Here is a 24,847-nt window from a genome sequence, read left to right as displayed (position 1 = left end):
AGGAGTCTCCATGACCGCAAATGTCAGTAACCGGGGTGTGGTGGAGAATCCGTTTCTTCGCCGCCGGTCTCGTTATCTGTTTTTCTGCCTGGTTTCGGGGTTACTCCTGATCATGCTCCTTGCTGCATCGGCCTCCGTCGTCCTGGCCGCCGGCGGGGACCCGGTATCCCCCTTTCCGACCCGGGACGCCAGGGTCGGCCGGCAGGAAGCCACGGCCTCGGCGGTGGATGCCGCCGGCAACGTCATTGTTGCGGGATACCAGAACCTTACCGGCACCACCGACGACGACTTCTGGACGGTGAAGATCAACGCCGACGGCAGCGTCGCCTGGCGCGCCGCCTACAACATGGCGGGGGGGAGCGACCGGATCGCTGCGGTGGCGACCGACGCCGGCGGCGACGTCATCGTCGCGGGCTACGCCTGGAACGGGACAAACTACGACATCCACACCATCAAGTACAATGGCTCCTCGGGGGCGGTCGTCTGGGAAGACACCTTCGCCGGCGCGGCGGGGGGAAACGACATCGCCACCGCCATAGCCGTCGATAACGCCAACGGCCTCGTCTATGTGGCCGGCTACTCCCAGAACGGCAGCGGCAACGACGACTTCCTGGTCCTGAAGTACGCCAACAGCACCTCCGGGCCGGCCAACCCGCCGACTGCCACCGTCATCTACAACGGAACCGCCAACGGTCCGGACCGGATCAAGGCCATCGCCGCCAATGCCTCGGGCTTTGTCGCGACCGGCGAGTCGTGGAACGGAAGCGACTTCGACTCTCTGACGGTCCAGTACAACCTTTCGGCCGCGAAGGTGCACGAGTGGCGGTACTCATCCTCCGGCTCCCACCCCGATGCGGGGAGGGCGGTCGCCTTTGACCCCTCGGGGAATATCATCGTCGTCGCCGTCGTCACCACCGACATGGACAAGGATATCTACACCGCCAGGTACGATGCCTCAACCGGCGCGACCCTCTGGGCGAAAACCTTTAACGGCGGGTTCGACGACGAGCCGGCCGCTCTCTTCGCGGATGCGGACGGAGACGTCTATCTGACCGGCTACACCTGGACCCTGGCCGGCCACGAGGATTTCTACGTCGCCCGGCGCGTTGGGAGTACCGGCGAAATCGTCTGGGAGAAAAAAATCAACTCCGCCGGCGAGAATGCCGATATCGCCGTCGGCATCACGGCAGGCGCGGGGGCGACCGGCGGCGTCTTCGTGACCGGTTACAGCGTCACCACCGTGAGCGACGATATCCTTACCCTGAAGCTCAAGAAGGACAACGGCAATCTCCTCTGGGAAAAGCGTTACGACGGCGACGCCCACCGCAACGACCGGCCGGCGGGAATCGGTCTCGCTCCCTCGGGCAACGTCTGCGTTGCAGGGTGGTCCGATGCCTGGACCGGCGGTGCTGCTGACTACGACTATGTGGCCCTCGTGTATGATTTCGGCCCGCTGGACGCGCCGACCGATCTGGCGGCTTCGGCCACCTCCAACACCGCCATCCAGCTCACCTGGACCGACAACTCCGGCAACGAGGACGGATTCAAGATCGAGCGCAAGCTGGGCGATGACGGCGTCTGGTCCCAGATAAACACGGTGGGGGCCGGCGTCACAACGTACAACGATACGGGGCTCGTGGCGAACAACTACTATTACTACCGGGTCCGGGCCTACAACGCCGGCAACGGCAATTCGGCTTACAGCGACGAGGCCCACGCCCTGACCAAGGTGGTCAGCTACGATACCCCGGCCTGGTCGTACAGCTACAACGGCCCCAACAACAACGAGGATTACGCAACCGCCATCGCCGTCGGTCCCGATGACCACCCCGTCGTCACCGGCTACAGCAACCTGGAGGAGGAGGGGGTTCCGGGGAGCTATTCCAACGACTACTTTACGGTCAAACTGGACCGGGCGGACAAGTCCGTGAAGTGGACCGCCCGCTACGACAGTGGTTCCGGCGGCATGGACCGGGCCACGGCGGTGGCGGTGCTCCCCGACAACGACGTCGTCGTTTCCGGCAACGCCTACCTCTCCGGCGCCGGGGGGGTGGACAGCGACGAGATATATACGCTCAAGTATCCGGCAACTGCTCCCATTCCCGAACAGTGGAACGACCAGTTCGGCCGGGAGGGGTCCGACCGGGCCTCCACCATTGCAGTGGCGACGGACGCCTCCAAGAGCATCGTAGTTGCCGGGTACGGGATGAACAGCTCCGCCAACGACGACATCTACATCATCAAGTACAACGCCGACGGGAGCCGCCCCTGGGTCCCGGCGGTCTATGACAGCGGCCGCAACGAATACCCCACCGCCGTCGCCCTGGACGGGGCGGGGAACATCTTCGTCACCGGCTATACGGTGAGCGCCGCCGGCGACACTGACTGGTTCACCGCCAAGTACGGCGGCGCCACCGGCGCCCTGGTCTGGTCCGACACCGTCGACGGCGCCGGCCACGGCAACGACTATGCCCGCTCCCTTGCCGTCGACGCCGCCGGTAACGTCTACGTCACCGGTTACATCGTAAACGCCGGCGGAACGACCGACTTCTACACCATCAAGTATGACGGCGCCGATTCCTCCACCCAAAGGCGGATCTGGGAGAAGTCGTACAATGGTCCCAACAACGGCAACGACAAGGGGATGGCGCTGAAGATCGACTCCATCGACGGGGCGGTCGTCGTGGCCGGCACCAGTGAGACTGGGCCGGGCGACCACGATTTCCACCTGATCCGCTACAACCAGGCCGACGGCTCCGTCATCTGGGAGCGCAACTTCGACCGCCCCGGCAAGGAAGACTACGTCTCCGCCATGGCGGTCGACTCCTCCGGGTACATCTACGTCGCCGGCAACAGCCGCAACGGCCCCGACTACGACGTTAGCTACGACGCGAGCTCCGACATCCTCTCCCTCATCTACAACCACGAGGGGACCTTCCTCGGGGCGGTCCTCTACGACGCCACCGGCCTCCAGGACGAGGCGGAGGCGATCACCGTGAACTACCGGGGCGAGGCGTTCATCGCCGGCTTCTCCAAGAACGCCTCTGGCAACGCCGACTATCTGGTGCTGAAGCAGACCAATCCCTATATCCTGGTCCCGGCGCCGTTCACCGCCACTCCCCAGCCTGACTACACCAGGGTGAACCTGGAGTGGCGGGAAAATACGGCCGGTACCTCGTTTCGCATCTGGCGCGCGCCGGGGCCGTCCACACCCACCACCGACTGGGGCTCCCCCATCTACACCGGAGCATCCGGCACCACCACGTTCCAGGACAGCGGCCTCGGCGCCGACACCAACTACTGCTACCGGATCGAGGCCTACGTGGGGAGCATCAACTCCCGGCGGATCGAAACGTGCGTGACTACCACCATTCCGGCACCCACCCTGGCGGCACCCCATGTGGTATCGACAAGCCGGATCGACCTATCGTGGAACAACGTCGCCGACAACACCGGCTACCGGATCGAGCGGAAGGTGGAGGCCGGTTCATGGAGCACCCTCGCCACCACCGCTGGGGGGGTAGCCGCCTATTCCGACACCGGCCTGACCGCCGGCACCCTCTATACCTACCGGATCAGCTCGCAGAACGCCTCGGGCTATTCCAGCGCCAGCAATGAAGCGTCCGCCACCACCATCCCGGCAACCCCCACCCTGAACGCCCCCACCGGCATAACCGACTCCCAGGTGACGCTCACCTGGAGCAACGTCAGTGGCGAGACCGGCTACAAGATCGACCGGAAGGAGGGTGCCGGCGGGGTTTGGTCCCAGATCGGCACCGCCGGGCAGGATGTGCTGACCTACAACGATTCCGGTCTGATGCTGAACACCCAGTACTACTACCGGCTGCGGGCATCCAACGCGGCGGGCGATTCGGCATACGGCAACGAGCAGGGGGCCTTGACCCTTTTTACCTCGCCGACGCTGTCGAGCGCCGCCGGCGCCGCCACGACCGAGATCGACCTTTCCTGGAGCGCCGTGGCGGGGGCGACGGGATACACCATCCAGGAATCGGGCTGCAACTACGACGGCGGCAGCTCCGACACCTCCTACTGCACCGCCGCCAACACGGCATGGGCGTGGGGGGGCTGGTACACGCTTACCACCGTCGGGGCCGGCGTCACCACCTACCAGCGGACCGGGCTTCCCGCCGGCTATGCCTATCGCTATCGCGTCATCGCCAACGTCACGGGGAACAGCTCCGCGCCGAGCAACGAGATCATCGCCTGGAGCTGGCTGACTGCGCCGACCGTCAGCATCGCGCCGGCGTCGGAGACATCCCTTGCCGTTTCCTGGAACGACATCCTGGGCGAGACCAACTACACCCTGGATCGGAAGCTTGGGACCGGCGGCACCTGGGGGGAGGTGACGGGGGCCATCGGCATGGCCGCCAATTCGACCGCCTTCACCGACACGGGGCTGGCGCTCCAGAGCCAGTACTGCTACCGCGTCAAGGCTTACAGCACGCTGCCGGGGAATCCACCGCCGGCGTACAGTGGCGAACAGTGCATGTACACGCCGCTCCCCGCTCCGGTCCTGAATGCCCCGACGTCCCCGTCGACGAGCCAGATCGATCTCTCCTGGAATAACGTAACGGGGAATACCGGGTACGAAGTCCAGATGCGCACCCTGCAAAGTTATCCCGACAACCCGGAATACGCGGTCTACGACTGGGCATGGGGGGGATGGACCACCGTAGCGACCCTTCCGGCCGATACGACCACCTACTCCGGGACGGGGCTCGCCACGGGCTACACGTATCAGTTCGTGGTCCGCGACCTCTATTCGGGAGGAAATTCGGCCTGGAGCAACGCCCAGACCCTCACCACCCTCCCCGCCGCACCGTCGATCTCCGGCGTGAGCGCCGCCTCCACCACCCAGCTGAACATCTCCTGGAACAACGTCTATGGCGAGACGAGCTACAAGCTCGACTGGAAGGCGGGTGCCGGCGGTAGCTGGAGCACCATCACGGTCGGAGAGAACGCCACCAGCTATGCCCACGGCGGTCTCACCCCCGATACGGTCTACTACTACCGGATCCGGGCGACCAGCTCCGGCGGCGACTCCGACTACAGCGCCGAAACGTCCCAGGTCACGTCGCTGCCGGTGCTCGACCCCCTTGCCGGGATCACCGCCTCGAAGATCGATCTGTCGTGGAGCAACATCTCCGGCAATACCTCCTACATCATCGAGCGCCAGGTGGAGGGAGGCGCCTGGGCGCAGCTCACCACGGTCGGTCAGGACGTTACGACCTATTCCGACACCGGCCTCACCGCGGGTACCCTCTACGGCTACCGGGTCAGGGTCGTCAACGCCTCGGGGACTTCGGCGCCGAGCAACGAGCGTTCGGCGACGACCGCCCCTCCCGCCACCACGGCCACGGCCGCGGTCATCTCCTCCGCCGAGATCGCGGTCAGCTGGCCCGTGGTTACCGGCGCCACCCACTACAAGGTCGAGCAGAAGCCGGGGAGCGGCGGGTCGTGGAGCGAGATCGCCGACGTTGCGGCGACCTACGGCACCTCATACTGCGGCTATGCCGTACCGCGGATCGACTGCACGTCACCGACGCCGAACATCGCCGGCACCACCAGCAGCGGGCTGACCGAAAATACGCAGTACTGCTTCCAGGTCAAGGCCGTGAACAGCGGCGGGGAATCGGCCCCGAGCCCCCAGGTCTGCGTCACCACCTCGGCGCTGGCCAACCAGAACCTGACCCTGACCCCCCTCAATGCCTTCAAGGTCCGCCTTGACTGGTCGGCCCTCGAATGCGCGCCAAACCCCTGCGACACACCCCAGGGGTACGAAATCGAGGTGCTGGTCAGGAATGGGATCTGGGCCCCGGTGGCGACGGTTCCGGCCACTCCGCTTACCTACACCGACACGGTCGGCCTTGAGCCGCAGAAGATCTACCGCTACCGGATCAGGGCGTTCAACGGCACGGACAGCTCTCCCTACAGCGAAGGGACGGTGACCACTCCCGCCTATGTCCAGGGTGACGGCACATGTCCGTGAGGCTCCTGATCGCCGCACTCCTGCTTTCCGCCATCCCGGCAGCCGCAACGGCTGCGGTGGTGGAGGGGGTCGTGCTCACGGAGAACGGTCCCCTCCGGGGTGCCACGGTCCGGGCTTACGACCGGCTCGACGACGTGGGCGGAGCGAACACCCGCGCCGTTTCCGCGGCGGGGGGAAAGCCGGGCTTCTACCGGCTGGAACTCCCCCCCGGCGAGTATTACCTGGTGGCGGAGGGAAAGAACGATCAGGGGAGCTTCTTTGCATTTCACGGCGCCAACCCGGTGCGGATCGGCGAGGAAGGGATCTGGCTCCCCTTCACCGCCACCCCGAAGACGGCGCTTTCCGCACGGGAGGCGGAGGCTCCGGCCGTTGCCGGGAGGGTGACCTTCAAGGGGGCGCCGGTCTCCGGCGCCCGGGTCTCTCTCTATCCGCTGCGGGACGGAACGTTTCGGGGGATGGGACTCGCCACCCGGACCACCGGCGCCGACGGCCGCTTCCTCTTTACCCCGGAGAGCGGCGAGTACCTGGTGGTGGCCCGCAAACGGATGGACGGCAGGGCGGGAATGCCGCTCAAGACGGGCGACCTCTTCTGCTACGCCCCCGGAAATCCCGTCGTGGTGAGTGAGAACGCCGAGGTTTCTTTCGAGCTCCCCTGCTATCCGCGCGACGACCTGCAGGGATTCCTGGAGCCGGGGGCGGTGGTAAGGCGCACCAACGCCCAACTGGTCCGGTTTCGGGAGAAAAGGAACGAACCCGCGGCCCTCTCCCTCTCCATTGCCGGCCGGGTGACCGATCTTGACGGGAAACCGGTGGCGGGCCTCACCGTTTCCGCTTACCGGGCCGACCCGGGCCAGCCCTTCCAGATGCACTTCGTGCGGCTCATGGCCGAGGCCATGGCGGTGACCGACCCCCGGGGAGAGTACGTCCTGAAGCTGCGGGAGAAGGGGAGCTACTACCTCGTCGCCCGGGAACTTGCCGGCGGGGCGCCCCGCAAGGGAGAGCGCTACGGCCTCTATGCGGGGAACGTCGACCACATGGTCCTCCTCGACGGGCAAGTGGCCGGGGCCGACATGGCGGTAGGGCGGGTCATGGCCGAGGACCGCGGCCCCGCCGATGCCGGGACGGCCGGAGCCGTGCGGCATCGCTTCGCCGAAACGGTTCTGGAACGGGACACGGTCTGGGAAGGGGATATCCTCGTGGAGGGGCGGGTCGTCGTGAAACAGGGAGCGACCCTCACCATCCGGCCGGGGACCACGGTCCGGTTCGCCCGCATCGACCGTAACGGCGACGGCATCGGCGACGGCGAGCTCCGGGTGCTGGGGCGGCTTGTGGCGCGGGGAACACCGGGGAGGATCATCCGCTTTACCTCCGCGGAGCAGAACCCGCGGTCGGCCGACTGGTCCTATCTCCTCATCTTCGCCTCGGGAGAAGAGAGCGTGGTCGAGCACTGCCGCTTCGAGCACGCCTTCACTGGCCTCCAGGTCCATTTCGGGCGCGCCGTGGTCCGGGATTCGATCTTCACCGGCAACGTGGAGGGGATCCGCTTCGGTAGGGCGGAGATGCGCATCGAGCACAACGAGATAACCGGCAACACCATCGGCATCCGGCATCACCGGCTCGAAGGGCCGGTGGTGATAACCGCCAACGTGATCCGTGACAACGACGTGGGGATCTTTCTCGTACCTTCGGGGCAGAACAGCGTGGACTTCTCCTCCGCACGTTACTCGGTCGAGCCCACCCTGCAGATGCTCCCGATCGTGACCGGGAACGACCTGAGCGGCAACAGGAGTTACAGTTACAAGCTCGGCGAACGCCAGGCCTACGACGTCGTTCTGCGGGACAACTGGTGGGGGCGAACAGACGAGGCCGCGATCCGGGAACTGATCTTCGACCGGCGAAGCGATCCCGCCCTGGGAGAAGTGGTAAACCTTACCCGCCTGTCCGCCCCTCCGAAAGAGGCCGGGGTGAGGAAAGGTGAGTGACATGAGATGGTTGCATGTAGTCGTGGTCGTGCTGGTCCTGGCCGGCGCTTGCACCGCATCCTTCGCCGAGCTGCGGAAAGGGAAACTGGCAGGGCGGATACTCGACGGCAAACTGGCGCCGCTGGGGGGAGGGACGGTCTTTCTCTTCAGTTCGACCGTCGGTCCTCCACCGGCTCCGGAGCATTACTGGCGCATTCCGGACGAGCTCGTTTCCCTCGACGGGGAAGGCCGCTTCAGCATCGAGCTGATGCCGGGGAGCTATTATATCGGGGCGATCAGGCGGGCCACGGGACAGGACCTGGGCCCACCGCGCGGGGGAGACCTCTTCATCGTCGGGAGGGATTCGTTCGGGGCGCCGAGCAGCTACACCGTCCGCGCCGGAGAAACCACCGACATCGGCATCCTTGCCGGCGCCAAACCGTTCGACAGGGCTATGGCCGAACCCCGGCCCGGCACCTCGGGGATCGAGGGGGTGATCCTCGATCCCGACGGCAAGCCGGTGCCCGGCGTGTACGTCTTCGCCTTCACGACTTCGGCGATGCTCGGCAGGCCTCTTTTCGTTTCGGAGAAGAGCGGCCCGGACGGCCGGTACCTGTTACGGGTTGCCGCTGGGGGGACCTACTACCTGAAGGCGCGTGATACCTGCGGTGGAGGGGCGCCACTACCGGGCGCCATTCTCGGGGGCCATGGCGAGGAAGATCCCTATCCGGTCATCGTTAATGGAGGGATAGTCACGCGGGGGGTCACGGTAAAGAGCTTCACCGCCCCCCAGCGGGGTCGCAAGAAGGATCAGAAGATGGCGGAGAAAGGTTTGAAGAACGCGCCGGGAGTCACCGGGCCGCTTTCGGAGAAATGGAAAATATTGCCGAAAGGGAATTAACGGCAACAGGGATGAAACGGGAGGAACAATGAAGAAACTGATCGTCGCCGCAGCGGCGTGCACCCTGCTGGCCGGGGTTCACGGGACGGGACATGCCGCCGGCAATGGCGAGGGGCGCGGGAGGGGAACGGAACCGCCGGTCGCTGCGCAGGACAGGCGCCCCCACATCCCGAAGATGCTCGAACTGATGGCTCCAACGCTCGACACCCTTGCCGGGCGTCTTGAGAAGGACCGGTCCGCGGCGACTGCTGCCGCGGTTTCCCGGACGTTGAAGGAGATGGCCGAAGAGATCAGGGAAATGTACCGGCTTTCCATGGCCTCATCCGACGTGCGCCGGGAAGCGGATGATCTTTACCGGCGGGTCGCGGAGACCGGAAAGAAAGCCGGCGGGGCGGGGGAGAAGTAGCGGGCTCCCCATCGCTGTGCCGGCTGCCGATCCTGGGCGCCAGTGAGACTTCAACGGGCCGGAAACGCCGAAGAGAGCGGGACGTCGAAGGTCTCTCCACCACGGGAGAACCGGACGCGGCGCTCGGCGATCTCGACGATGCGCGCTCCGGCGACGGTGGCCCCTTCTCCCGCGAGGGTGCCGTTCACCACCGCGCGCCGCAAGCCCCGCTCCTCCTGCCAGGCGATGCCGGAGACCGTGAGGGGGGTGCCCGACGGTTCGGCCGGCGCCGGCTCTGTGCTGGCTGAGGGCTGGACGGTCCGTGCCGGGGCGGGTGATGCCGGTGGCGGCGCGACGGCGGTCGGTGCGAGCCTCGGCGCTGCCGCCGCCCGGAGCGGTGCCGGCGGCTGGAGGGGGAGGGGAGCCGGCGCGGCGGGAGCCGGGGCCACGATGACCGGCGCCTCGGCAGGGGGGGCGGGAGCCGGGGAGTCGGGCGTGGCGGCCGGGATTCGCCCGTGGAGGAGGGAGCCGGCGCCTATCCCTGCCGCCAGGATTGCGATTCCGGCCATGACGAGGAGCGGCGCGGCGGTTTTCCGGCGGGGTGCGGGGGGGCGATGGGCGAGGAGGTCGGGGCGGATGTCGATGGTACCGCCGCTGCGGGCCCGCCGCTCCTGCTCCATCTTTCGCAGGGCATCGAGAATCAGACTCATTTGCGCTCCTTTCCCGCCGTATTTATGCCGGTCTCATTCGTATCCGCGGGAAGCCCCGTCGGAAAGACCCCCACCGCCTGCCGGTAGAGGAGGAACAGGGTCTTCTCCCCCGCCCGCCCGTCCACATCTAGCCCCTCCGCCCGCTGAAACTTGCGGACCGCCTCGCGGGTCTTCGCGTCGTAGGTGCCGGTGGCTTCCCCGTCGTAGCATCCCGCCCCTTTCAGCAGTTCCTGAAGCGACATGATCTCCCGGGCGCCCCTTCCCGGTTTCATCCGCAGCGGAATCCCGGCCATGGCCCCGTCGCGGGGAAGGGGCGGGACGTCTTGCGCCGGGGTGCGGGCCGTCTCCCCCGTGGCCGCCGGCGTCGGCCGGTTCCCCGCTTCCCTTTCCGCCAGCAGCGCCGTCGCGGCGGCCCCTGCTCCAATAGCCAGAAGGAGGGCGGCCGCGGCCGCGAACCGTGCCGCGGAGCGCGGCCGGCGCGTCTCGCCGGCGACGTCGGCGATGGCGGCGGCGGCCATCGCTGCGGATACCTCCCGCGCCTCCCGCGTGTAGGCGAGAAGAAGCGCCCGGTCGCAGGCGGCGTTGATGAGACGGGGGAGCCCCCCGGAGAAGCGGAAGATCCTCTTCTCGGCAGCGGCGGCGAAGACGACCGGCTCCCGCCCGCCGGCGGCGACCCGGATCCGGTGGCGGATATACTCCCGGGTGTCGTCCGGGTTCATCGGCTCCAGATGGTAGCGGACCGTGATCCGCTGGTCCAGCTGGCGAAGCTCCTCCCGTCCCAGGAGCCGCTTCAGTTCGGGCTGCCCCACGAGGACGATCTGGATCAGCTTGGCCCGTTCGGTCTCCAGGTTGGAGATGAGGCGGATCTGTTCCAGGACCTCCGCCGCCAGGTTCTGGGCCTCGTCGATGACCAGCACCACCGTGCGGCCGGCGCGGTTTTCGTCGAGGAGGAACCGGTCGAGCCCGTCGATCAGCTCCCCCTTTTCGGTGGCGGCGCAGGGGAGGCCGAACTCCCGGTTGATCCCCTGCAGCAGCCCCAGGGGGGAGAGGGTCGGGTTGAAGATGAGGGCGGTCCGGTGGGTCCGGGGGTCGAGCTGGTTCAGGAAGGTCCGGATGACGGTCGTCTTGCCGGTCCCCACCTCTCCCGAGAGCTCGATGAAGCCGGCACGGCTTTCGATGCCGTAGAGAAGGTGGGCCAGGGCCTCCTGATGCTGGCGGCTCAGAAACAGAAAGGCCGGGTTCGGGGTCAGGGCGAAGGGGTGTTCGCCGAAGCCGAAGTATTCACGGTACATGGTTTCCTCGTCTCATCCCTGCACCGGCAGGCTGATGATGAAGGTGGTCCCGCGGCCGGCGGCGCTGTCCACGACGATTCTGCCGCGGTGCTCTTCCACGATCCGCTGGACGATGGAGAGGCCGAGCCCCGTTCCCGCCCCCTTGCGGGTGAAGAACGGCTCGAAGATCAGCGGCAGGTCGGCCGGGGCGATGCCGGGACCGCTGTCGCTGACGGCAATGGTGGCGGACCTGTCGCCGGCGCCGGTCGTCACGGAGATCGTCCCGCCGTCGGGCATTACCTCAAGGGCGTTCTTGACCAGGTTCAGAAGCGCCTGCTTGATCTTCTCGATGTCGAAGGCGAACGGGGCCACCTCCCCCGGCGCGAAGGCGAGGGTGATCCCCTGCCGCTCGCACTCGCGCCGCAGCAGCAGGAGCGTGTCCTGCAGCACCCGGTTCAGGTCCCCCTCGCGGAAGGTCGTGCGGGGCGGTGAGGAGAAATTGAGGAGCCCCGCGATGAGCCGCTCCACCCGCTCGATCTCCTGGAGCGCCTTTTCCATCATCGCCTGGTTCTCCGGATCGAGCCCCGCCCGGTCGTGGAGGTCGTCGAGCAGCAGCGAGACCCCGGTCAGGGGGTTGCGCACCTCATGGGCGATGCCGGCGGCAAGCTTGCCGAGGGAGGCGAGGCGGTCGAGGCGGGTCATCTCCTCGCGGAGCCGTTCCTTCTCCGTCTCGTCCCGCATGGTGATGGTGATGCCGCCGTCGCGCCCCGGGTGGATCGGGAAGAAACCGACCTCGAAGTGGCGCTCCCGGCCATCCCGCTCGACGATGAGCGGCTCGCGGCCGTACCCCTTGGCGCCGGTCAGGACGGCCGCCACCCGCTCCGGCATGTCGCCCCAGCCGCGCAGGATCTTGCCGCAGGGGGCGCCGAGCCGGGCGCTCCCGCCGAGAAACTCCCGGCCGGTGCCGTTGATCGAGGTGAGGAGCCCGTCGGGGGAGAGGGTCATGATGGCGCTCGATATGCTCTCCAGAACGTTCTCCTTGAAGTTTCGCTCCTCCAGGATCGTCCGGCGCGACGCCTTGAGCTCGTCGAGGGTTCTGAGGAGACTGCTCTTGCGCTCCTCCAGTTCTTCGGCCATCCGGTTGAAGGTCTCTGCCAGCTCCCCCACCTCGTCCCGGGCGGCGATCTCCACCCGTTCCGCCGTGTCCCCGGCGGCAAGGCGGCGGGCCCTTTCGGTGAGCAGTGCCAGGGGACGGGTCACGCCGCGGGAGAGGAGCCAAGCGCAGAGGGCGACCATGATGCTCGTGGCGGCGACGATGATGGCGGAGAGCCGCAGATGCTCCCGGAGCTGCCGGTTGATGAGGGCAGCCCCGGCCCGGGCGGTCTCGTGGAACTGGTCCACCTGGAAGCCGATGGTCACCCCGCCGAAGATGCCGTGGGCCCGGTAATCCCCCGTGTCGTACAGGATCGGGGCAAAGGCCATGATCTTCTTCGCCCCGCCGACGTTGGTGATGTCCACGTGCCCCGACCGCTGTTCCCGGATCATCCGGGCCACCCGGGGGTAGTTGGGGTGGATGAAGCCGGCATGGTCGAGGTTGTAGGGGGTGCGCCCCCGCTCCACGTCCGCCGCGGGAGTCCGGGCCGTGTACGGCGGGACCGGACGCCCCCGACGATCCACGCCCCGGATGTCCCAGTACTTCGGATGGGTGATGATCCACCCTTCGTCGTCGAAGATGAAGGCGTAGTTGCCGCTCTTGTAAGAGGGGAAGACCACCGAGGAGTTGCTCCCGGGGTTGATGTGCTGGGTGAATTCCATCAGGTGGCGGTGGTCGAGGGAGAGTACCATGATCCCGTCGAATTTTCCCCGGCGGTCGAACAGGGGGGTGGCGAAGCGGATCACGCCGCGGTATTCCTTTCCACCGTAGGCCGATTCCGGGTCGGGGGCGCCGGCCAGTTGCTCGTCCTTCGAGACGTGGAAGCCGGTCAGGTGGGAAACGTAGATCTCCCCCCTCTTCAGGGCGCGGGTCCGGCGGAAGTACTCCTCGCTCCGGAATTCGGTGCCGACGGGGTCCGAGACGTCCCGCAGCGCATCCTTCGGCACCACCTTTCCGTCCTGGATGACGAAGGTCTCCCTTCCCCGGCGGTCGACCACCGCCAGGGAGCGGTAGCGGGGGATCAGCTCGTGGACCTCCCGGGGCGCGGCGGTGGTGCCGTCCCGCCGCCAGATCTCCCCCCGGCGGCTTTCGTAAAAGGCGCCGAGGATGGTGGCCGTGCGGGGGAGGGTGGCCGCCAGCCGGAGGTCCGCCTCGCATTCCCGGAGAAAGTCGGCGGTGCTCTCCGCCACCTGCTCGGCCCGAAGCCGCAGGCTTTCCGACGCCTGCCGGTCGGCGGAGTCGGCGATCCGGCCGGCAAGCTCCTCCCGCACCCGCCCCAGGTTGGTGGCCAGGATGAGGGACGAGGTGAGCAGCGGCACCAGCGACAGCAGGAGCATCGCCACGAGGGTCTTCCGGAAGAGGGAGAGGCGCCTCATTTCCGTCCTCCCGCCATTTTCGCCGCCTCGGGACAGCGCCGCAGACAAGCCATGAAGACGGGACCGGCAACGGCGCCGAGACCTGCGGTGGCGAAGCCGACCCCCCATTCGCCGCTGAAGCCGGGAAACGGCTCCCACCCCCGGCAGAGGTCCAGGGCCCAGCCGAAGACCGTGGGGGAGATCATTGCCAGGGAGTAGCCGACCAGGGACTGGAGCCCCATGGCGGCACCGAGGTAGGCGGGAGTCACCAGCTCGGTGAGCCCGGTGGAGAAGACCGGCGACTCGGCCACGATCAGGTAGCCGTAGACGAGCCCCACCGCCACGGCCACGGCAGGGGTGGCGTTCACGAGCCAGCCGAAGGCGAAGGAGATCAGGCCGCTGGCGGTCATGACCAGGCTGATGGTCCTGGTCCGGCCGAGGCGGTCGGAGAGGGTCCCGGTGAGGGGGGAGGCGACGGCGCCGACGCCGATGATGACGGCGGCGGCGGTGGAGGCCCAGCCCGTTGCCGCTCCCCGGGTGGTCCCGTGCCCCAGGAGGAGCGCAACGAAGAACGGGGCGAGCCAGCTCCGCATCCCGTACATCTCCCACATGTGGGCGCCGTAGCCGAGGATCATCAGCAGCGCCGGCCTGTTCCGCACGATCTCCTTTTGGAAGCTCTGCTCCGGAAGCCGGTGGACCGGGGGGCGGTAGCCGCGGAAGACGGCGAGGGAGAGGAGCGTTCCGACGTACACCCCCACGCTGCAGGCGACGAACGCCGTCCGCCAGGGGGCGACGGAGGCGATGGCGCCGGTTACCGCCAGTGAGAGGGAGGCGCCGAGGACGAGGGAGCCGACGTAGATGCCGACGGCGCGCCCCCGCCTGGAAGGCTCGAACCGCTCCGCCACCAGCTTGAGCCCCGGCATGTACGTCCCCCCCATCCCGACGCCGGTCAGGGCCCGCAGCACCAGGGCCGAGACGTAGTCGTGGGCGAAGAGGGCGAAGAGGAGATTGGCGGTCCCCGACCAGAGGGCCGAGGCGATGAAGATGTTGCGGGTGTTGAGGCGGTCGGTGAGGGCTGAGAGGATGACCCCCGAGGCGATGTAGCCGAGCTGGTAGATCGAGAAGACCGAACCGGCCATGGTGTTGTTCATCCCCCATTCGGCCTTGAGCAGCGGCAGCACGGCCGAGTAGTTGATGAAAACGAGCATGATGAAGAGTTGGGCCGTGCAGAGAAGCAGCAGCCAGCGGGTCTTCTCGGTCATGGAGCTCCTGTGTTGGGGTGCAGGGGGGAGTTACGGGTTCATTAGCGGTGAAAGTATAGCGATTATCGCGCCGGGGGACAACGGATTTGCTCCGGAAAGTTTTGCAATCTTGCGTTTGACTTTCACTCGAAAGGTGTTAGAAATTTGTTACACGTGTTTCCCCGCCAAAGGCGCCGTGTGCCAACCCATTGATACAACTTGTCATAACATGAGGAGAGTTGCTTGAAGGCTATTGCAATCAGGTTGGTCGTCGCAGCATGTCTTTTTCCCCTCCTGCTTACTGCCGTGCACGCCGAAGAGATCACCTCTCCTTCGTCGCCGCAGGCCGTTACCCCGACGGGGAGTGCCGGTTTTGGCGCCCCGTACTACGGCGGAGCCGGCGCCGCTCCGGCGACCGGGCCCCAGGCAAGGCCGTACGGTCAGCCCCCTTTCGGGAGTACCGGCCTGCCGGCGGGGGCATCCGCCGCCGTAACGGGGGTAGCTATCCAGACGGCGCCGGGCCAGCCGCTTCCCCCGCCGCCGACCACCCAGCAGCTTCCTGCCGGCAAGAACCTTCCCGATGAATCGCCCGAAGCGACCCGCAAGTCCCGCAAGGAGGGGGTAACCGAGGAGAAACCGCCGCTCCCGTCTCCCCGGGGCAAGGGGGTCGTCGAGACCGAGCGTTCCCTGGTCGAAAAGGCCCTCAATGCGCAGGAAGTTACCAAAGGAACTACCGTCCCCACCCCTTCCCTCGATACCATCGAGCAGTTCGGCTACAGCTTCTTCAGGCCCGACGCTTCAGACTTCGCTCCCCTCACCGACATCCCGGTGGGTCCCGACTACGTGGTCGGCCCCGGCGACACCATCGTCGTCAACGCCTGGGGGAGCCTCGAAGGGACCTTTCCCCTGGAAGTCAACCGGAGCGGCGAAGTGGTCCTCCCCCGGGTGGGTCCGGTCAAGGTCTGGGGGCTCCCCTTCGGCAAGCTCCAGGAAAACATCAGGGGGCACCTCGCTAGGGTCTACAAAGATTTCCAGATCAACGTCAACATGGGTAAGCTCAAGCTGATGAAGATCTACGTCGTCGGTGAGGTCCATTCCCCGGGCGACTACAACGTAAGTTCCCTCTCCACGGTCATCAACGCCCTCTCCGCCGCCGGCGGCCCGACGAAAACCGGGAGCCTGCGCACCATCCAGGTCAAGCGGGGGGGGAAGGTCGTCGAAACCGTCGACCTCTACGACTTCTTCCTCTACGGCGACAAGAGCCGCGATATCCGGCTCCTGCCGGGAGACGCGGTGTTCGTCCCCGTCATCGGGCCGGTGGCCGGGGTGGCGGGGAATGTGAAGAGGCCTGCCATCTACGAGCTGAAAGGGGAAAAGACCCTCAAGGACCTCCTCGCCCTCGCCGACGGGCTTCTCCCCACCGGCTATCTCCAGCGGGTGCAGATCTCCCGGGTCGACGCCCACGAGAAGAAGATCGTGACCGACTTCAGCATCGATCCCGGCAAGGGCGGGTCGTCCATCGACGAGATGACCGCCGGGGTCCCGATCCAGAACATGGACGTCGTGAGGATCTTCACCATCGACACGACGCTGCGCGGCTACGTCCGCCTCGAAGGACACGTCCTGCGCCCCGGCGATTACGCCCTGAAACCGGGAATGCGCGTCAGCCAGCTCCTCGGCGAAGCCAGTCTCCTCCCAGAATATTACGACGGAGCGGCGGGGATCACCCGGCTCCTCCCCCCCGATTACCAGCCGGAGAAACTCGTCTTCAACCCCGCCAGGGCCCTGGCCGGTGACCCCCAAAACGACATCGAGCTCAAGGAGTTCGACGTCGTCCACATCTTCTCCCGCTGGGATATGGAAGAGATGCCCCGCGTGAAGATCTACGGCGAGGTGCAGCGCCCCGGCGAATACCGCCTCTTCAAAAACATGACCGTCCGCGACCTGGTCATCATGGCGGGGAATCCCAAGCTCACCGCCTACCTGAAACGGGCCGACATCAACCGCATCACCCGGAGCGGCGAATCGGTCAGCTCCTCCGCCATCACGGTCAACCTCGGGGAGGCGCTCCACAACGCCCCGAAAGACAACTTACTGCTGCAGCCGTTCGACGAGCTCTACGTCAGGAGGATACCGAACTGGGCCGAAGAGACGGAGCGCCACATCACCCTGAAGGGGGAATTCCGGTTCCCCGGCGAATACCCGATCTACAAGGGGGAGAAGCTCAGCACCGTCATCGAACGGGCAGGGGGCTTCACCGACAGGGCATATCTCAAGGCAGCCAAGTTCACCCGGGTGGCGATCCAGGAGCTTCAGCAAAAGCGGATGAACGAGGTGATCGCCAAGACGGAGCAGGAGATCCTGAAAAAAGAGGCGGAGATCGCCTCCGTTGCGGCCTCCAAGGAAGAGCTTGAAGCGACCAGGGCGGCGCTGGAGAGCCTGAAACACAGTGTCGAGCTGCTGAAGAGCGCCAAGGCGGAGGGGAGGCTCGTCATCCATCTTGCCGACCTGGCAGATTTCCGGAACGGCCCCTACGACGTCGAGGTGCAGGGGGGCGACGTGCTCGAAGTCCCCCAGATCCCCAACGCCGTCAACGTCCTGGGCCAGGTCTACAACCCCACGAGCCTCATTCCGGTCGAACGGGAAGATGTGGCCTACTATCTCGACAAGGCCGGCGGCCCCACCCGGGACGCCGAGAAAGGCGACATCTACGTGGTCAGGGCCGACGGCACGGTCCTCAGCCGGCAGCAGGTATCGATGTTCAGGAGCCTCTTTTTCAACGGCTTCATGTCCACCAAGCTCGACCCCGGCGACACGGTCGTCGTGCCGCAGCGGTTCGAGAAGGTCGCATGGGTGCGGGACATCAAGGATATCGCCACCATTCTCGGGCAGCTGGCCCTTGCCGCAGGGGTGATTGTGGCGGCGGGGCTTTGACACTGATCATCGGACCGACGAACTGAAATCATAAACAGGGCACTTTTGACATGACAAACGTTTCTCCAGCATCCCCTCCGCCTTCTCTCTACGACTACGTTGCTGTGATAGTCAAGCACAGACGGCTGATTGCCGGCGTAACCCTGGCCAGTACTGTGATCAGCATAATTGTTGTTCTGCTGCTTCCCAGTATTTATACGGCTAAGGCTATGATTATCCCATCCGAGGATGACAAGGGAGTCATGGGGGCAATGATGGCGCAACTGGGTGGTATAAACGGCATCGCCGGCATTACCGGTGCGGGTCTGAGACCGACAAAAAGCGATTTGTACGTGACAATGCTTAAGAGTGAAACGCTCATGGATCCGATAATTGACCGCTTCAAGTTAATGAACTTGTACGAGACAAAGTTTCGGACTGACGTTTATAAATTACTTGATAAGAATGTCACTATCAAAGCGGGCAAAAAGGACGGTGTTATCACCATTGCCGTGGATGACAAGAATCCCAAGCGGTCGGCGGATATCGCCAACGCTTATGTGGAGGAACTGGGAAAGCTTGCCGCCAGGCTGAGCATGAATTCAGCAGGAAGTAACCGTGAATATCTGGAGGAGCGACTTTCTGCAGCCCGTAGCGATTTGGGTAGGGCAGAGGACGCACTTAAAGCGTTCCAATCAAGAAACAAGGCCGTATCTATCACCGATCAAGCAAAGGCTTCCATCGAGGGGATTGCCGGTCTTCGGGCACAGCTTGCTGCCCAAGAGGTGTCGTTGAATACGCTCCGAGCGCAGTTTACCGATACAAGCCAAGAGGTAAAGACGGCCAAAGCAGCAGTTTCGAATCTAAAAGCCCAGATTAGCAAGATGGAGGCAGGCGGCGGTGCCAGCAGCTCGATTCCTTCCATTGGAAATGTTCCCGAGATTGGCCAGGAGTACCTGCGATTGGTGCGGGAATTCAAGACCCAGGAAACGTTGGTCGGACTCCTTACCAGTCAATATGAGGTGGCCAAGCTTTCCGAGTCCAGGGATGTCGCTCCTTTCCAAGTGTTGCAGAAGGCAAAGGTGCCTGAGAGGAGGAGTAAGCCAGTAAGAAGTAAATTCGTAGCAATTGCGTTCACTCTGGCGTTGGTAAGTTCCTGTGCGTTTGTGCTGGTTAGAGATAGTGTTCGGGAATAGCTACGGCAGGAATAGTGACGGTGGCTTATGAAGCTTTCAATTCAGCTTGGAGTTCTTTCTGCTGTCAATATCGGTCTCGCTTTTGCTTTTCAATGGTACGTTCTGACTCAATTAGGTCCAGGAGGTGAAACAGACGCACTTTTTGCGGGGATGACAATCCCTCAACTTGTACTGGCCGTCATAAGCGGCTCCCTCATGCACGTCCTCGTGCCGCTTCTGTCTGGCGAGAACGAAGATTGTCTCCGGCATGATGCCTGGGGATTTTTTGTTTTAGTTGGGGGCTTTTTTACACTGTTGGCAGGTCTCTTTTATGCGACTGCGCAGTGGTGGGTTCCGCTTACGGTGCCAGGTTTCAAAGAATCAAGCCAGGCTCTCACGATAACCCTTACCCGCATTCAACTTGTTGGCATGGTATTTACGGCAATCAATGGAGTGCAGTGGGCCACCTACCACGCCAGGCAACAGTTTTTGTGGGCGGAATTCACTCCGATCCTGGCCAGCGCTTTTGCCTTGTTCATGTTGGTGTGGGCGCTTCCCCGTTATGGAGTTATCGCGGCTGCCTGGATCAGCACCATGCGCATGGGCCTGCAAACCTTGTTGCTTGCTCCCGGCATGGGGCGCCCGGTTCGCCCCGACCTTGGATCCTCTTCTGTCCGGCAAGCCTGGCAGCGCATCAAACCCTTGCTGCTGGGTACAGCCTATTACAAGACCGACCCGCTGGTGGACCGTTTTCTGCTCTCCACCGCAAGCAGCGGCAGCCTGTCATTATATTACCTTGCTCAGCAGATTTATGGGGCGGTCAGCCAGGTGCTCAACAAGGCTTTCGCCGCCCCATTGGTACCGGCGCTGAGTCGGCTCCACAAGGCGGGGAACAAGGCGGGTCACCAATCCTGCTATCATCGAAAATTGCTGCAAGTGGGCGCGATCAGTCTTGCAGGTCTTGTAGTTTTTGGTCTGTTTGGTCATCCCTTGCTTAATTTATTGATTGGTCATGGGAACATCACCGCCGGCAATGTCAGGCAATTATGGTGGATCATGATCTGGTTGGGAGGTATGTTTGTCGGTGGTGTTACGGGGCAGATTGCATCCTCGACATTCTATTCAATTGGAGACACTTCAACACCAACGCGCATGTCAATGTTCACTTATACGGTATATATTCCAAGTAAGGCGTTATTCTTTTATCTCTGGGGCGTGGCCGGCTTAGCTATAGCAACTAGTATTTACTACGTAGCAAATCAGACCTTACTGGTTTATTTGCTCAAGAAAAAGACGGCTTGTGAATATACTTATGAATATACCCAATAAAGTCATGCTCGAAAATGTCTCCTGCCCCCTCGGTTGTCCGAAGAGCGAAGAAGCAATTCTCAGCGGGCGCGACCTGCTCCACGACCTGCCCGGTACTTTCACCATCATCAAATGCCGCACCTGCGGCCTGATGCGCACCAATCCCCGTCCGACACCGGAAACCATCGGCTTCTATTACCCGGACGATTACGGCCCCTACCTGGGCACCCGTGTGCAGCAGACTGAGACCAGACAAACTTACGGCATCAAAAAACTGCTTAAGCCCGTGCTCAAACGGCTGTTCAACTTCAACACCGACACATTGCCGCCGCTTTCTCCGGGACGGTTGCTGGAAGTGGGTTGTGCCTCCGGGGCCTTCCTGCATCGGATGGCCGGGCAAGGGTGGCAGGTGGAGGGGATCGAGTTTTCCGGGACGGCTGCACTTGCCGCAACCCGGCTTGGCTATCGTGTTCATGCAGGACCCCTGGAAACGGCTCCGGAACCCAGCCAGCCTTTTGATCTCATCGTCGGCTGGATGGTGCTGGAACACCTGCACGACCCGATAGCCGGTCTTCAGAAGCTTTGCGAATGGGCCAGACCCGGCGCCTGGCTGGTGCTGTCCGTGCCCAATGCCGGTTCACTGGAGTTTCGTCTTTTCAAAGAGAAATTATACGCACTGCACTTGCCTAATCATCTTTACCATTTTACCCCCGAAACCATTGGGCGAGTTCTGCAGACTGGCGGTTGGACGCTGGAGAAGGTCCATCACCAGCGGGTGTTGAATAACCTGATCGCAAGCACTGGCTACCTATTACGGGAGAGGGGCTTTACCGGCCTGGGTCAGAAACTCGTTGATTTTCCGAAGCAGGCCGGCAAATGGCACTATGCGCTTTATCCGCTGGCCCGGGTGCTCAGTGCGTTCGGTCAGACCGGCCGGATGACAATCTGGGCGAGAAAACGAGCATGCTGATGAATCCACTTCCCAAGGTGTCGATATTGATCCCGACTTATGGGCAGCAGGATTTCATATCCAGTGCGGTTTCAAGCGCGTTGGCTCAAAGCTATCCAAACCTGGAAGTGATCGTAGTTGATGACGCTTCTCCGGATCAGACTGCCGAGAAAGTTGCCGCATTCCGCGACCACCGGTTGCGCTATGTGCGTAATGCACAGAATCTCGGTCGCGTGAAGAATTACCGCCGTGCTTTATATGAGTTGGCTACGGGAGAGTGGGTCGTCAATCTTGACGGAGACGATTTTTATATTGATCCCGATTTCATCAGCAAGGCGATTGAACTTGCGTACAGCGAACCCGGAATCGTAATCGTATCGGCTCGAAGAAATGTGGTAACGGCAACGGGTACGCGCGAACCTCTACTCCTGGATACGACCGTACTATCCGGCAAAGAGGCCTTATTGCGATACAATGATCAACGCTATCATTTTTCACATCTGGCTACCTTGTACCATCGGCCCAGTGCCTTAGCCTGTGACTTTTATAGAATGGATGTCATCAGTTCCGACTGGGAATCCCTGTTGCGTCTGGCGCTTAAAGGCAAAGTCGCATATCTCGGTCGTGTCGTCGGGTGTTGGAATTTACATGGAGACAATGCCAGCCTTAATAACTGCTGGCGGGATTTGGTCGACAATCTGAAGATTTGGGAGTCAATTTACCAAACTGCCAGTGTAATGGAAGTACCACGGAAAACGCTTGGGCGTGCGCGAAATGCCACTCTTCTCCCCATAACTTTCCGTGATCTTTCCCTGATATTTAAAGGTGGAGCTGTTTTAGATGCTTTTAGATATCTGCACTATGGATTCCCGATACTGCAGACATCCGTTGTGTTGAGAATACTTGTCCATCCATACCTTTGGCTAAAATGTGGAATCAATATTTTCAGACGCATAGTGCGTTAATGCGAGGATTGCTTTCGGACAGAGCCGGCTTGTTATGGCAACTGAACGATCAGGATCAGCACTGTGGACATATCGTCGTATAAAATTGCAGTCTATACGTGTATTACGCAAGGCTACGATTCGCTGAAAATCCCGCTTTCAGTAGACAAGCGTCTTGCATATTTTTGTTTTACGGATACTCCAGATAGCGTGATGTCGCCATGGGAGTACCGTCCCATTGACTTGAAGGGGCTTTCGCCAAAGGACCAGAACCGTTACATCAAGATGCATCCCCATGAATTTTTGCCGGATTATGATGTTACTGTATATGTTGATGGCAACATCCAAATCGTTGGCGACTTATACGTCTTAATTCACACGGCTCTTGATTCTCCAGAAGGTATTTTTACTTATAAGCATATGTTAAGAAGCTGTGTTTTTGCCGAAGCAGCGGCATGTGCACACTATTCACACGACTGGCTATGGACCATCGCATCACAGATGCGCAGATACAGTATGGAAGGTTATCCTGTTGACAATGGGTTGTTTGAGGCCAATGTGATAATCAGAAAAAATACTGTCAATATATGTCGCCTCATGGATACATGGTGGTGTGAATACCGGTCGGGTGCAAAACGTGACCAGTTATCGCTACCCTATGTTGCGTGGCGGTTGGGTATTCCTCTGGGAGCTTTGGGAAAAAGCGACCCTCGTTTCGTGCATCATTATTTTCGGCTCGTCGATCATCCGACAAGACGAAGCCTGAAATTGATCATACGGAAGCACATAAATAGATTCATCGCGTCATTGGTCTCGTATGAAAAGCTCTTTGGTCTCACTGTCCCTCTACTTTGGAAATAATGGCCACGTGAACGATACGACAGAAAAAAATGTTGCTGCGCCCAGGGAATTACCTCTTTGGACTAACTACGTCGATTGGCTGTTATTGTCATTGATTGTATTCGTTTTTGCTTTTTATCAAATTCTGGGTGAGAGCCGCGATTGGCAGAGTTATGATGATTTTTTTGAATTATTACGTGTTGAAGGGACGGACTCGCTTGGCATAAGCAGATTTGAACCCGGCTTTGTAATCGTAGGTCTCATTTTGACAAAGCTGCTTTCGGCAAATTTGGCGGTGTATGGCATGATTGCTGCCTCTGTTATGTTTTGTAAGTGCTGGGTTATCAACCAGTTCTCAGCCAATAGGATCATTTTCTTCATTGTAACACTTTTCTATTTTATCCATTTCGTTCCGCTACACGAATTAACCCAATTACGAGTAGCTTGTTCGGCTACGTTTCTGTTACTGGCTTTCGTATTATTAGGGCGCAACAATCGTCTTGTCGGCCTTGCAGCGTGTGCAGTGGCATTGGCATTTCATTTGTCCGCAATAGTGGTTTCTCCCTTCCTTTTCATAAAATCAAGTAGTCGAAGAACGGTTATCCTGGTCAGTGTTATAGTATTTATAGCGACATTATTTGGAGTCGGTCAGGTTACAAGTTATTTTCAGGATAGTATTGGTGTTGTTAAAATGTACCAGGAAGCAGGGTTTGGTGATCAAATCCCTAATCCACTTTCCTCTGCCATGCTATTAGACTGGGGTATGATTGTTGCGGGGTTATTTATTTGGGATCGCCTATCCTTGTCTATGAAACATGTGATACTGCTTGAACTGGTCGGAATGGCCATTTTTTATGCATCCATGGATTTTGCTGTAATCTCACACCGAATCAGAGAGCTTTTGTCCGTATTTTGGATATTTTTTGTCGCTGAAGGCTTGCAGCAAGAGCTGCTTGTTAAACAGATTTCTATTTTGTTTGTAATAACGAGTCTTATATTATATTCCTATCTCTTTGTTTTTAGTGGACAGTTTTTTATCTGAATTGTCCATAAATTAGCTATGGCAGTACTGCCATGTCTCGAGATATATCATGAAAAAAATAAACTTTATATTTTTTTTATTGATGGGTATAGCATCTCTTTACACGATCAACGCTTATTGCATCGACTCAAGTCAGAATAACATTACGAATTTGCCTAAAAAGGATGAGCTTGCTAGTTATGATGTAAAACAATTTGGATCATTAGCCAAGGCCTTGGGTGTCATAGGGAATAAAGAAGTTATCCTGGTTATTCAAGATGAACAGATCATTAAAGGACACATTATCATTCCATCTAATATTATTTTGCAGGTTCAGGGGAAAGGAATCATAAATATTGGCTCAACTGCGAAGCTCTTAATAACGGGGCCACTATATGCTGAACGAAACCAGATATTTTTTGGTTCGGGTGTCGTAAGTTTTTCTGGCGGTATTTTACGACAAATACGTCCTGAATGGTGGGGAGCTAAACGGGACGGAATATCTGATGACACCAGAGCAGTTCAGGCGACGATTAACTCCTTATCAATAGGGAGAGGGGAGGTTTTATTTGAAGACGGAACATACGTTGTTAATTCAATTTCGTTGTCTTCCAACGTTTCCATTGTTGGCAACGGCCGAGAATGCGTGCTAGAGCAGAAAAAAAATAGCAAATATTGTTGCTCAATCAATCCTGACAATGGTGGTACTC

Annotated in this window: 16 protein-coding genes; 12 read left to right on the top strand and 4 right to left on the bottom strand. The window is 61.4% G+C overall.

Features of this window, described 5'->3' with window-relative positions:
• Nucleotides 1-10: 10 nt before the first annotated feature.
• Genes M6689_RS12635 through M6689_RS12620 form a run of 4 tightly spaced genes read left to right on the top strand, consistent with a single transcriptional unit; the run spans nucleotide 11 to nucleotide 9,278 of the window.
• Nucleotides 11-6,010: a fibronectin type III domain-containing protein gene (locus M6689_RS12635; RefSeq protein ID WP_298272308.1), complete on the top strand. Its 6,000-nt coding sequence runs from the start codon at nucleotides 11-13 to the stop codon at nucleotides 6,008-6,010.
• Complete coding sequence (locus M6689_RS12630) at nucleotides 6,001-7,992, top strand: right-handed parallel beta-helix repeat-containing protein (protein ID WP_298272305.1); 1,992 nt, start codon at nucleotides 6,001-6,003, stop codon at nucleotides 7,990-7,992. Before M6689_RS12635 ends, M6689_RS12630 begins: the two co-directional genes overlap by 10 nt.
• Before the next feature lies 1 nt (nucleotide 7,993).
• Nucleotides 7,994-8,872 carry a carboxypeptidase-like regulatory domain-containing protein gene (locus tag M6689_RS12625; protein ID WP_298272303.1) on the top strand — a complete coding sequence of 293 codons (879 nt, stop codon included), beginning with the start codon at nucleotides 7,994-7,996 and terminating at the stop codon, nucleotides 8,870-8,872.
• A 28-nt stretch (nucleotides 8,873-8,900) separates the two neighbouring features.
• Nucleotides 8,901-9,278, top strand: a complete 378-nt coding sequence (locus tag M6689_RS12620; protein ID WP_298272302.1) for a hypothetical protein — start codon at nucleotides 8,901-8,903, stop codon at nucleotides 9,276-9,278.
• 50 nt (nucleotides 9,279-9,328) lie between these two features.
• Here M6689_RS12620 and M6689_RS12615 read toward each other — a convergent pair whose 3' ends face one another.
• Genes M6689_RS12615 through M6689_RS12600 form a run of 4 tightly spaced genes read right to left on the bottom strand, consistent with a single transcriptional unit; the run spans nucleotide 9,329 to nucleotide 15,008 of the window.
• Nucleotides 9,329-9,967: a hypothetical protein gene (locus M6689_RS12615; RefSeq protein WP_298272299.1), complete on the bottom strand. Its 639-nt coding sequence runs from the start codon at nucleotides 9,965-9,967 to the stop codon at nucleotides 9,329-9,331.
• Nucleotides 9,964-11,259, bottom strand: coding sequence for an AAA family ATPase (locus M6689_RS12610; protein ID WP_298272297.1), 1,296 nt, complete (start codon nucleotides 11,257-11,259; stop codon nucleotides 9,964-9,966). The genes M6689_RS12615 and M6689_RS12610 overlap by 4 nt, the downstream gene beginning before the upstream one ends.
• 12 nt (nucleotides 11,260-11,271) lie before the next feature.
• Nucleotides 11,272-13,767, bottom strand: a complete 2,496-nt coding sequence (locus M6689_RS12605) for a PAS domain-containing sensor histidine kinase (protein ID WP_298272294.1) — start codon at nucleotides 13,765-13,767, stop codon at nucleotides 11,272-11,274.
• Nucleotides 13,764-15,008 carry an MFS transporter gene (locus M6689_RS12600; RefSeq protein ID WP_298272291.1) on the bottom strand — a complete coding sequence of 415 codons (1,245 nt, stop codon included), beginning with the start codon at nucleotides 15,006-15,008 and terminating at the stop codon, nucleotides 13,764-13,766. The genes M6689_RS12605 and M6689_RS12600 overlap by 4 nt, the downstream gene beginning before the upstream one ends.
• A gap of 222 nt (nucleotides 15,009-15,230) precedes the next feature.
• Between M6689_RS12600 and M6689_RS12595 the strand changes: the two genes are divergently transcribed.
• The 8 genes from M6689_RS12595 to M6689_RS12560 all read left to right on the top strand — a co-directional run.
• Complete coding sequence (locus tag M6689_RS12595) at nucleotides 15,231-17,921, top strand: SLBB domain-containing protein (RefSeq protein WP_298272288.1); 2,691 nt, start codon at nucleotides 15,231-15,233, stop codon at nucleotides 17,919-17,921.
• 50 nt (nucleotides 17,922-17,971) lie between these two features.
• Nucleotides 17,972-19,096, top strand: a complete 1,125-nt coding sequence (locus M6689_RS12590; protein ID WP_298272285.1) for a Wzz/FepE/Etk N-terminal domain-containing protein — start codon at nucleotides 17,972-17,974, stop codon at nucleotides 19,094-19,096.
• A gap of 27 nt (nucleotides 19,097-19,123) precedes the next feature.
• Complete coding sequence (locus tag M6689_RS12585; RefSeq protein WP_298272283.1) at nucleotides 19,124-20,404, top strand: lipid II flippase MurJ; 1,281 nt, start codon at nucleotides 19,124-19,126, stop codon at nucleotides 20,402-20,404.
• Nucleotides 20,388-21,353, top strand: a complete 966-nt coding sequence (locus M6689_RS12580; protein WP_298272281.1) for a class I SAM-dependent methyltransferase — start codon at nucleotides 20,388-20,390, stop codon at nucleotides 21,351-21,353. Before M6689_RS12585 ends, M6689_RS12580 begins: the two co-directional genes overlap by 17 nt.
• Nucleotides 21,353-22,297: a glycosyltransferase gene (locus M6689_RS12575; protein WP_298272278.1), complete on the top strand. Its 945-nt coding sequence runs from the start codon at nucleotides 21,353-21,355 to the stop codon at nucleotides 22,295-22,297. The genes M6689_RS12580 and M6689_RS12575 overlap by 1 nt, the downstream gene beginning before the upstream one ends.
• Before the next feature lie 63 nt (nucleotides 22,298-22,360).
• The gene (locus tag M6689_RS12570; RefSeq protein WP_298272275.1) at nucleotides 22,361-23,137 is read left to right on the top strand and encodes a glycosyltransferase domain-containing protein; all 777 of its coding nucleotides are present in this window, start codon (nucleotides 22,361-22,363) and stop codon (nucleotides 23,135-23,137) included.
• Nucleotides 23,138-23,144: 7 nt separating this feature from the next.
• Entirely contained in the window at nucleotides 23,145-24,158 is a 1,014-nt protein-coding gene (locus tag M6689_RS12565) for an EpsG family protein (RefSeq protein WP_298272272.1), read from the top strand.
• Between the two features lie 49 nt (nucleotides 24,159-24,207).
• The coding region (locus tag M6689_RS12560; protein WP_298272270.1) for a glycosyl hydrolase family 28-related protein at nucleotides 24,208-24,847 on the top strand (640 nt) is incomplete at its 3' end.

It is taken from the genome of Geobacter sp., assembly GCF_027327745.1.
In the GTDB taxonomy this organism is placed as follows: domain Bacteria; phylum Desulfobacterota; class Desulfuromonadia; order Geobacterales; family Geobacteraceae; genus Geobacter.
This window is presented reverse-complemented; position numbering and strand designations above follow the sequence as displayed.

Coding starts and splice junctions, on each gene's coding strand:
- M6689_RS12635 (WP_298272308.1), top strand. CDS start 11: ATGACCGCAAATGTCAGTAACCGGGGTGTGGTGGAGAATCCGTTTCTT.
- M6689_RS12630 (WP_298272305.1), top strand. CDS start 6,001: ATGTCCGTGAGGCTCCTGATCGCCGCACTCCTGCTTTCCGCCATCCCG.
- M6689_RS12625 (WP_298272303.1), top strand. CDS start 7,994: ATGAGATGGTTGCATGTAGTCGTGGTCGTGCTGGTCCTGGCCGGCGCT.
- M6689_RS12620 (WP_298272302.1), top strand. CDS start 8,901: ATGAAGAAACTGATCGTCGCCGCAGCGGCGTGCACCCTGCTGGCCGGG.
- M6689_RS12615 (WP_298272299.1), bottom strand. CDS start 9,967: ATGAGTCTGATTCTCGATGCCCTGCGAAAGATGGAGCAGGAGCGGCGG.
- M6689_RS12610 (WP_298272297.1), bottom strand. CDS start 11,259: ATGTACCGTGAATACTTCGGCTTCGGCGAACACCCCTTCGCCCTGACC.
- M6689_RS12605 (WP_298272294.1), bottom strand. CDS start 13,767: ATGAGGCGCCTCTCCCTCTTCCGGAAGACCCTCGTGGCGATGCTCCTG.
- M6689_RS12600 (WP_298272291.1), bottom strand. CDS start 15,008: ATGACCGAGAAGACCCGCTGGCTGCTGCTTCTCTGCACGGCCCAACTC.
- M6689_RS12590 (WP_298272285.1), top strand. CDS start 17,972: ATGACAAACGTTTCTCCAGCATCCCCTCCGCCTTCTCTCTACGACTAC.
- M6689_RS12585 (WP_298272283.1), top strand. CDS start 19,124: ATGAAGCTTTCAATTCAGCTTGGAGTTCTTTCTGCTGTCAATATCGGT.
- M6689_RS12580 (WP_298272281.1), top strand. CDS start 20,388: ATGAATATACCCAATAAAGTCATGCTCGAAAATGTCTCCTGCCCCCTC.
- M6689_RS12575 (WP_298272278.1), top strand. CDS start 21,353: ATGAATCCACTTCCCAAGGTGTCGATATTGATCCCGACTTATGGGCAG.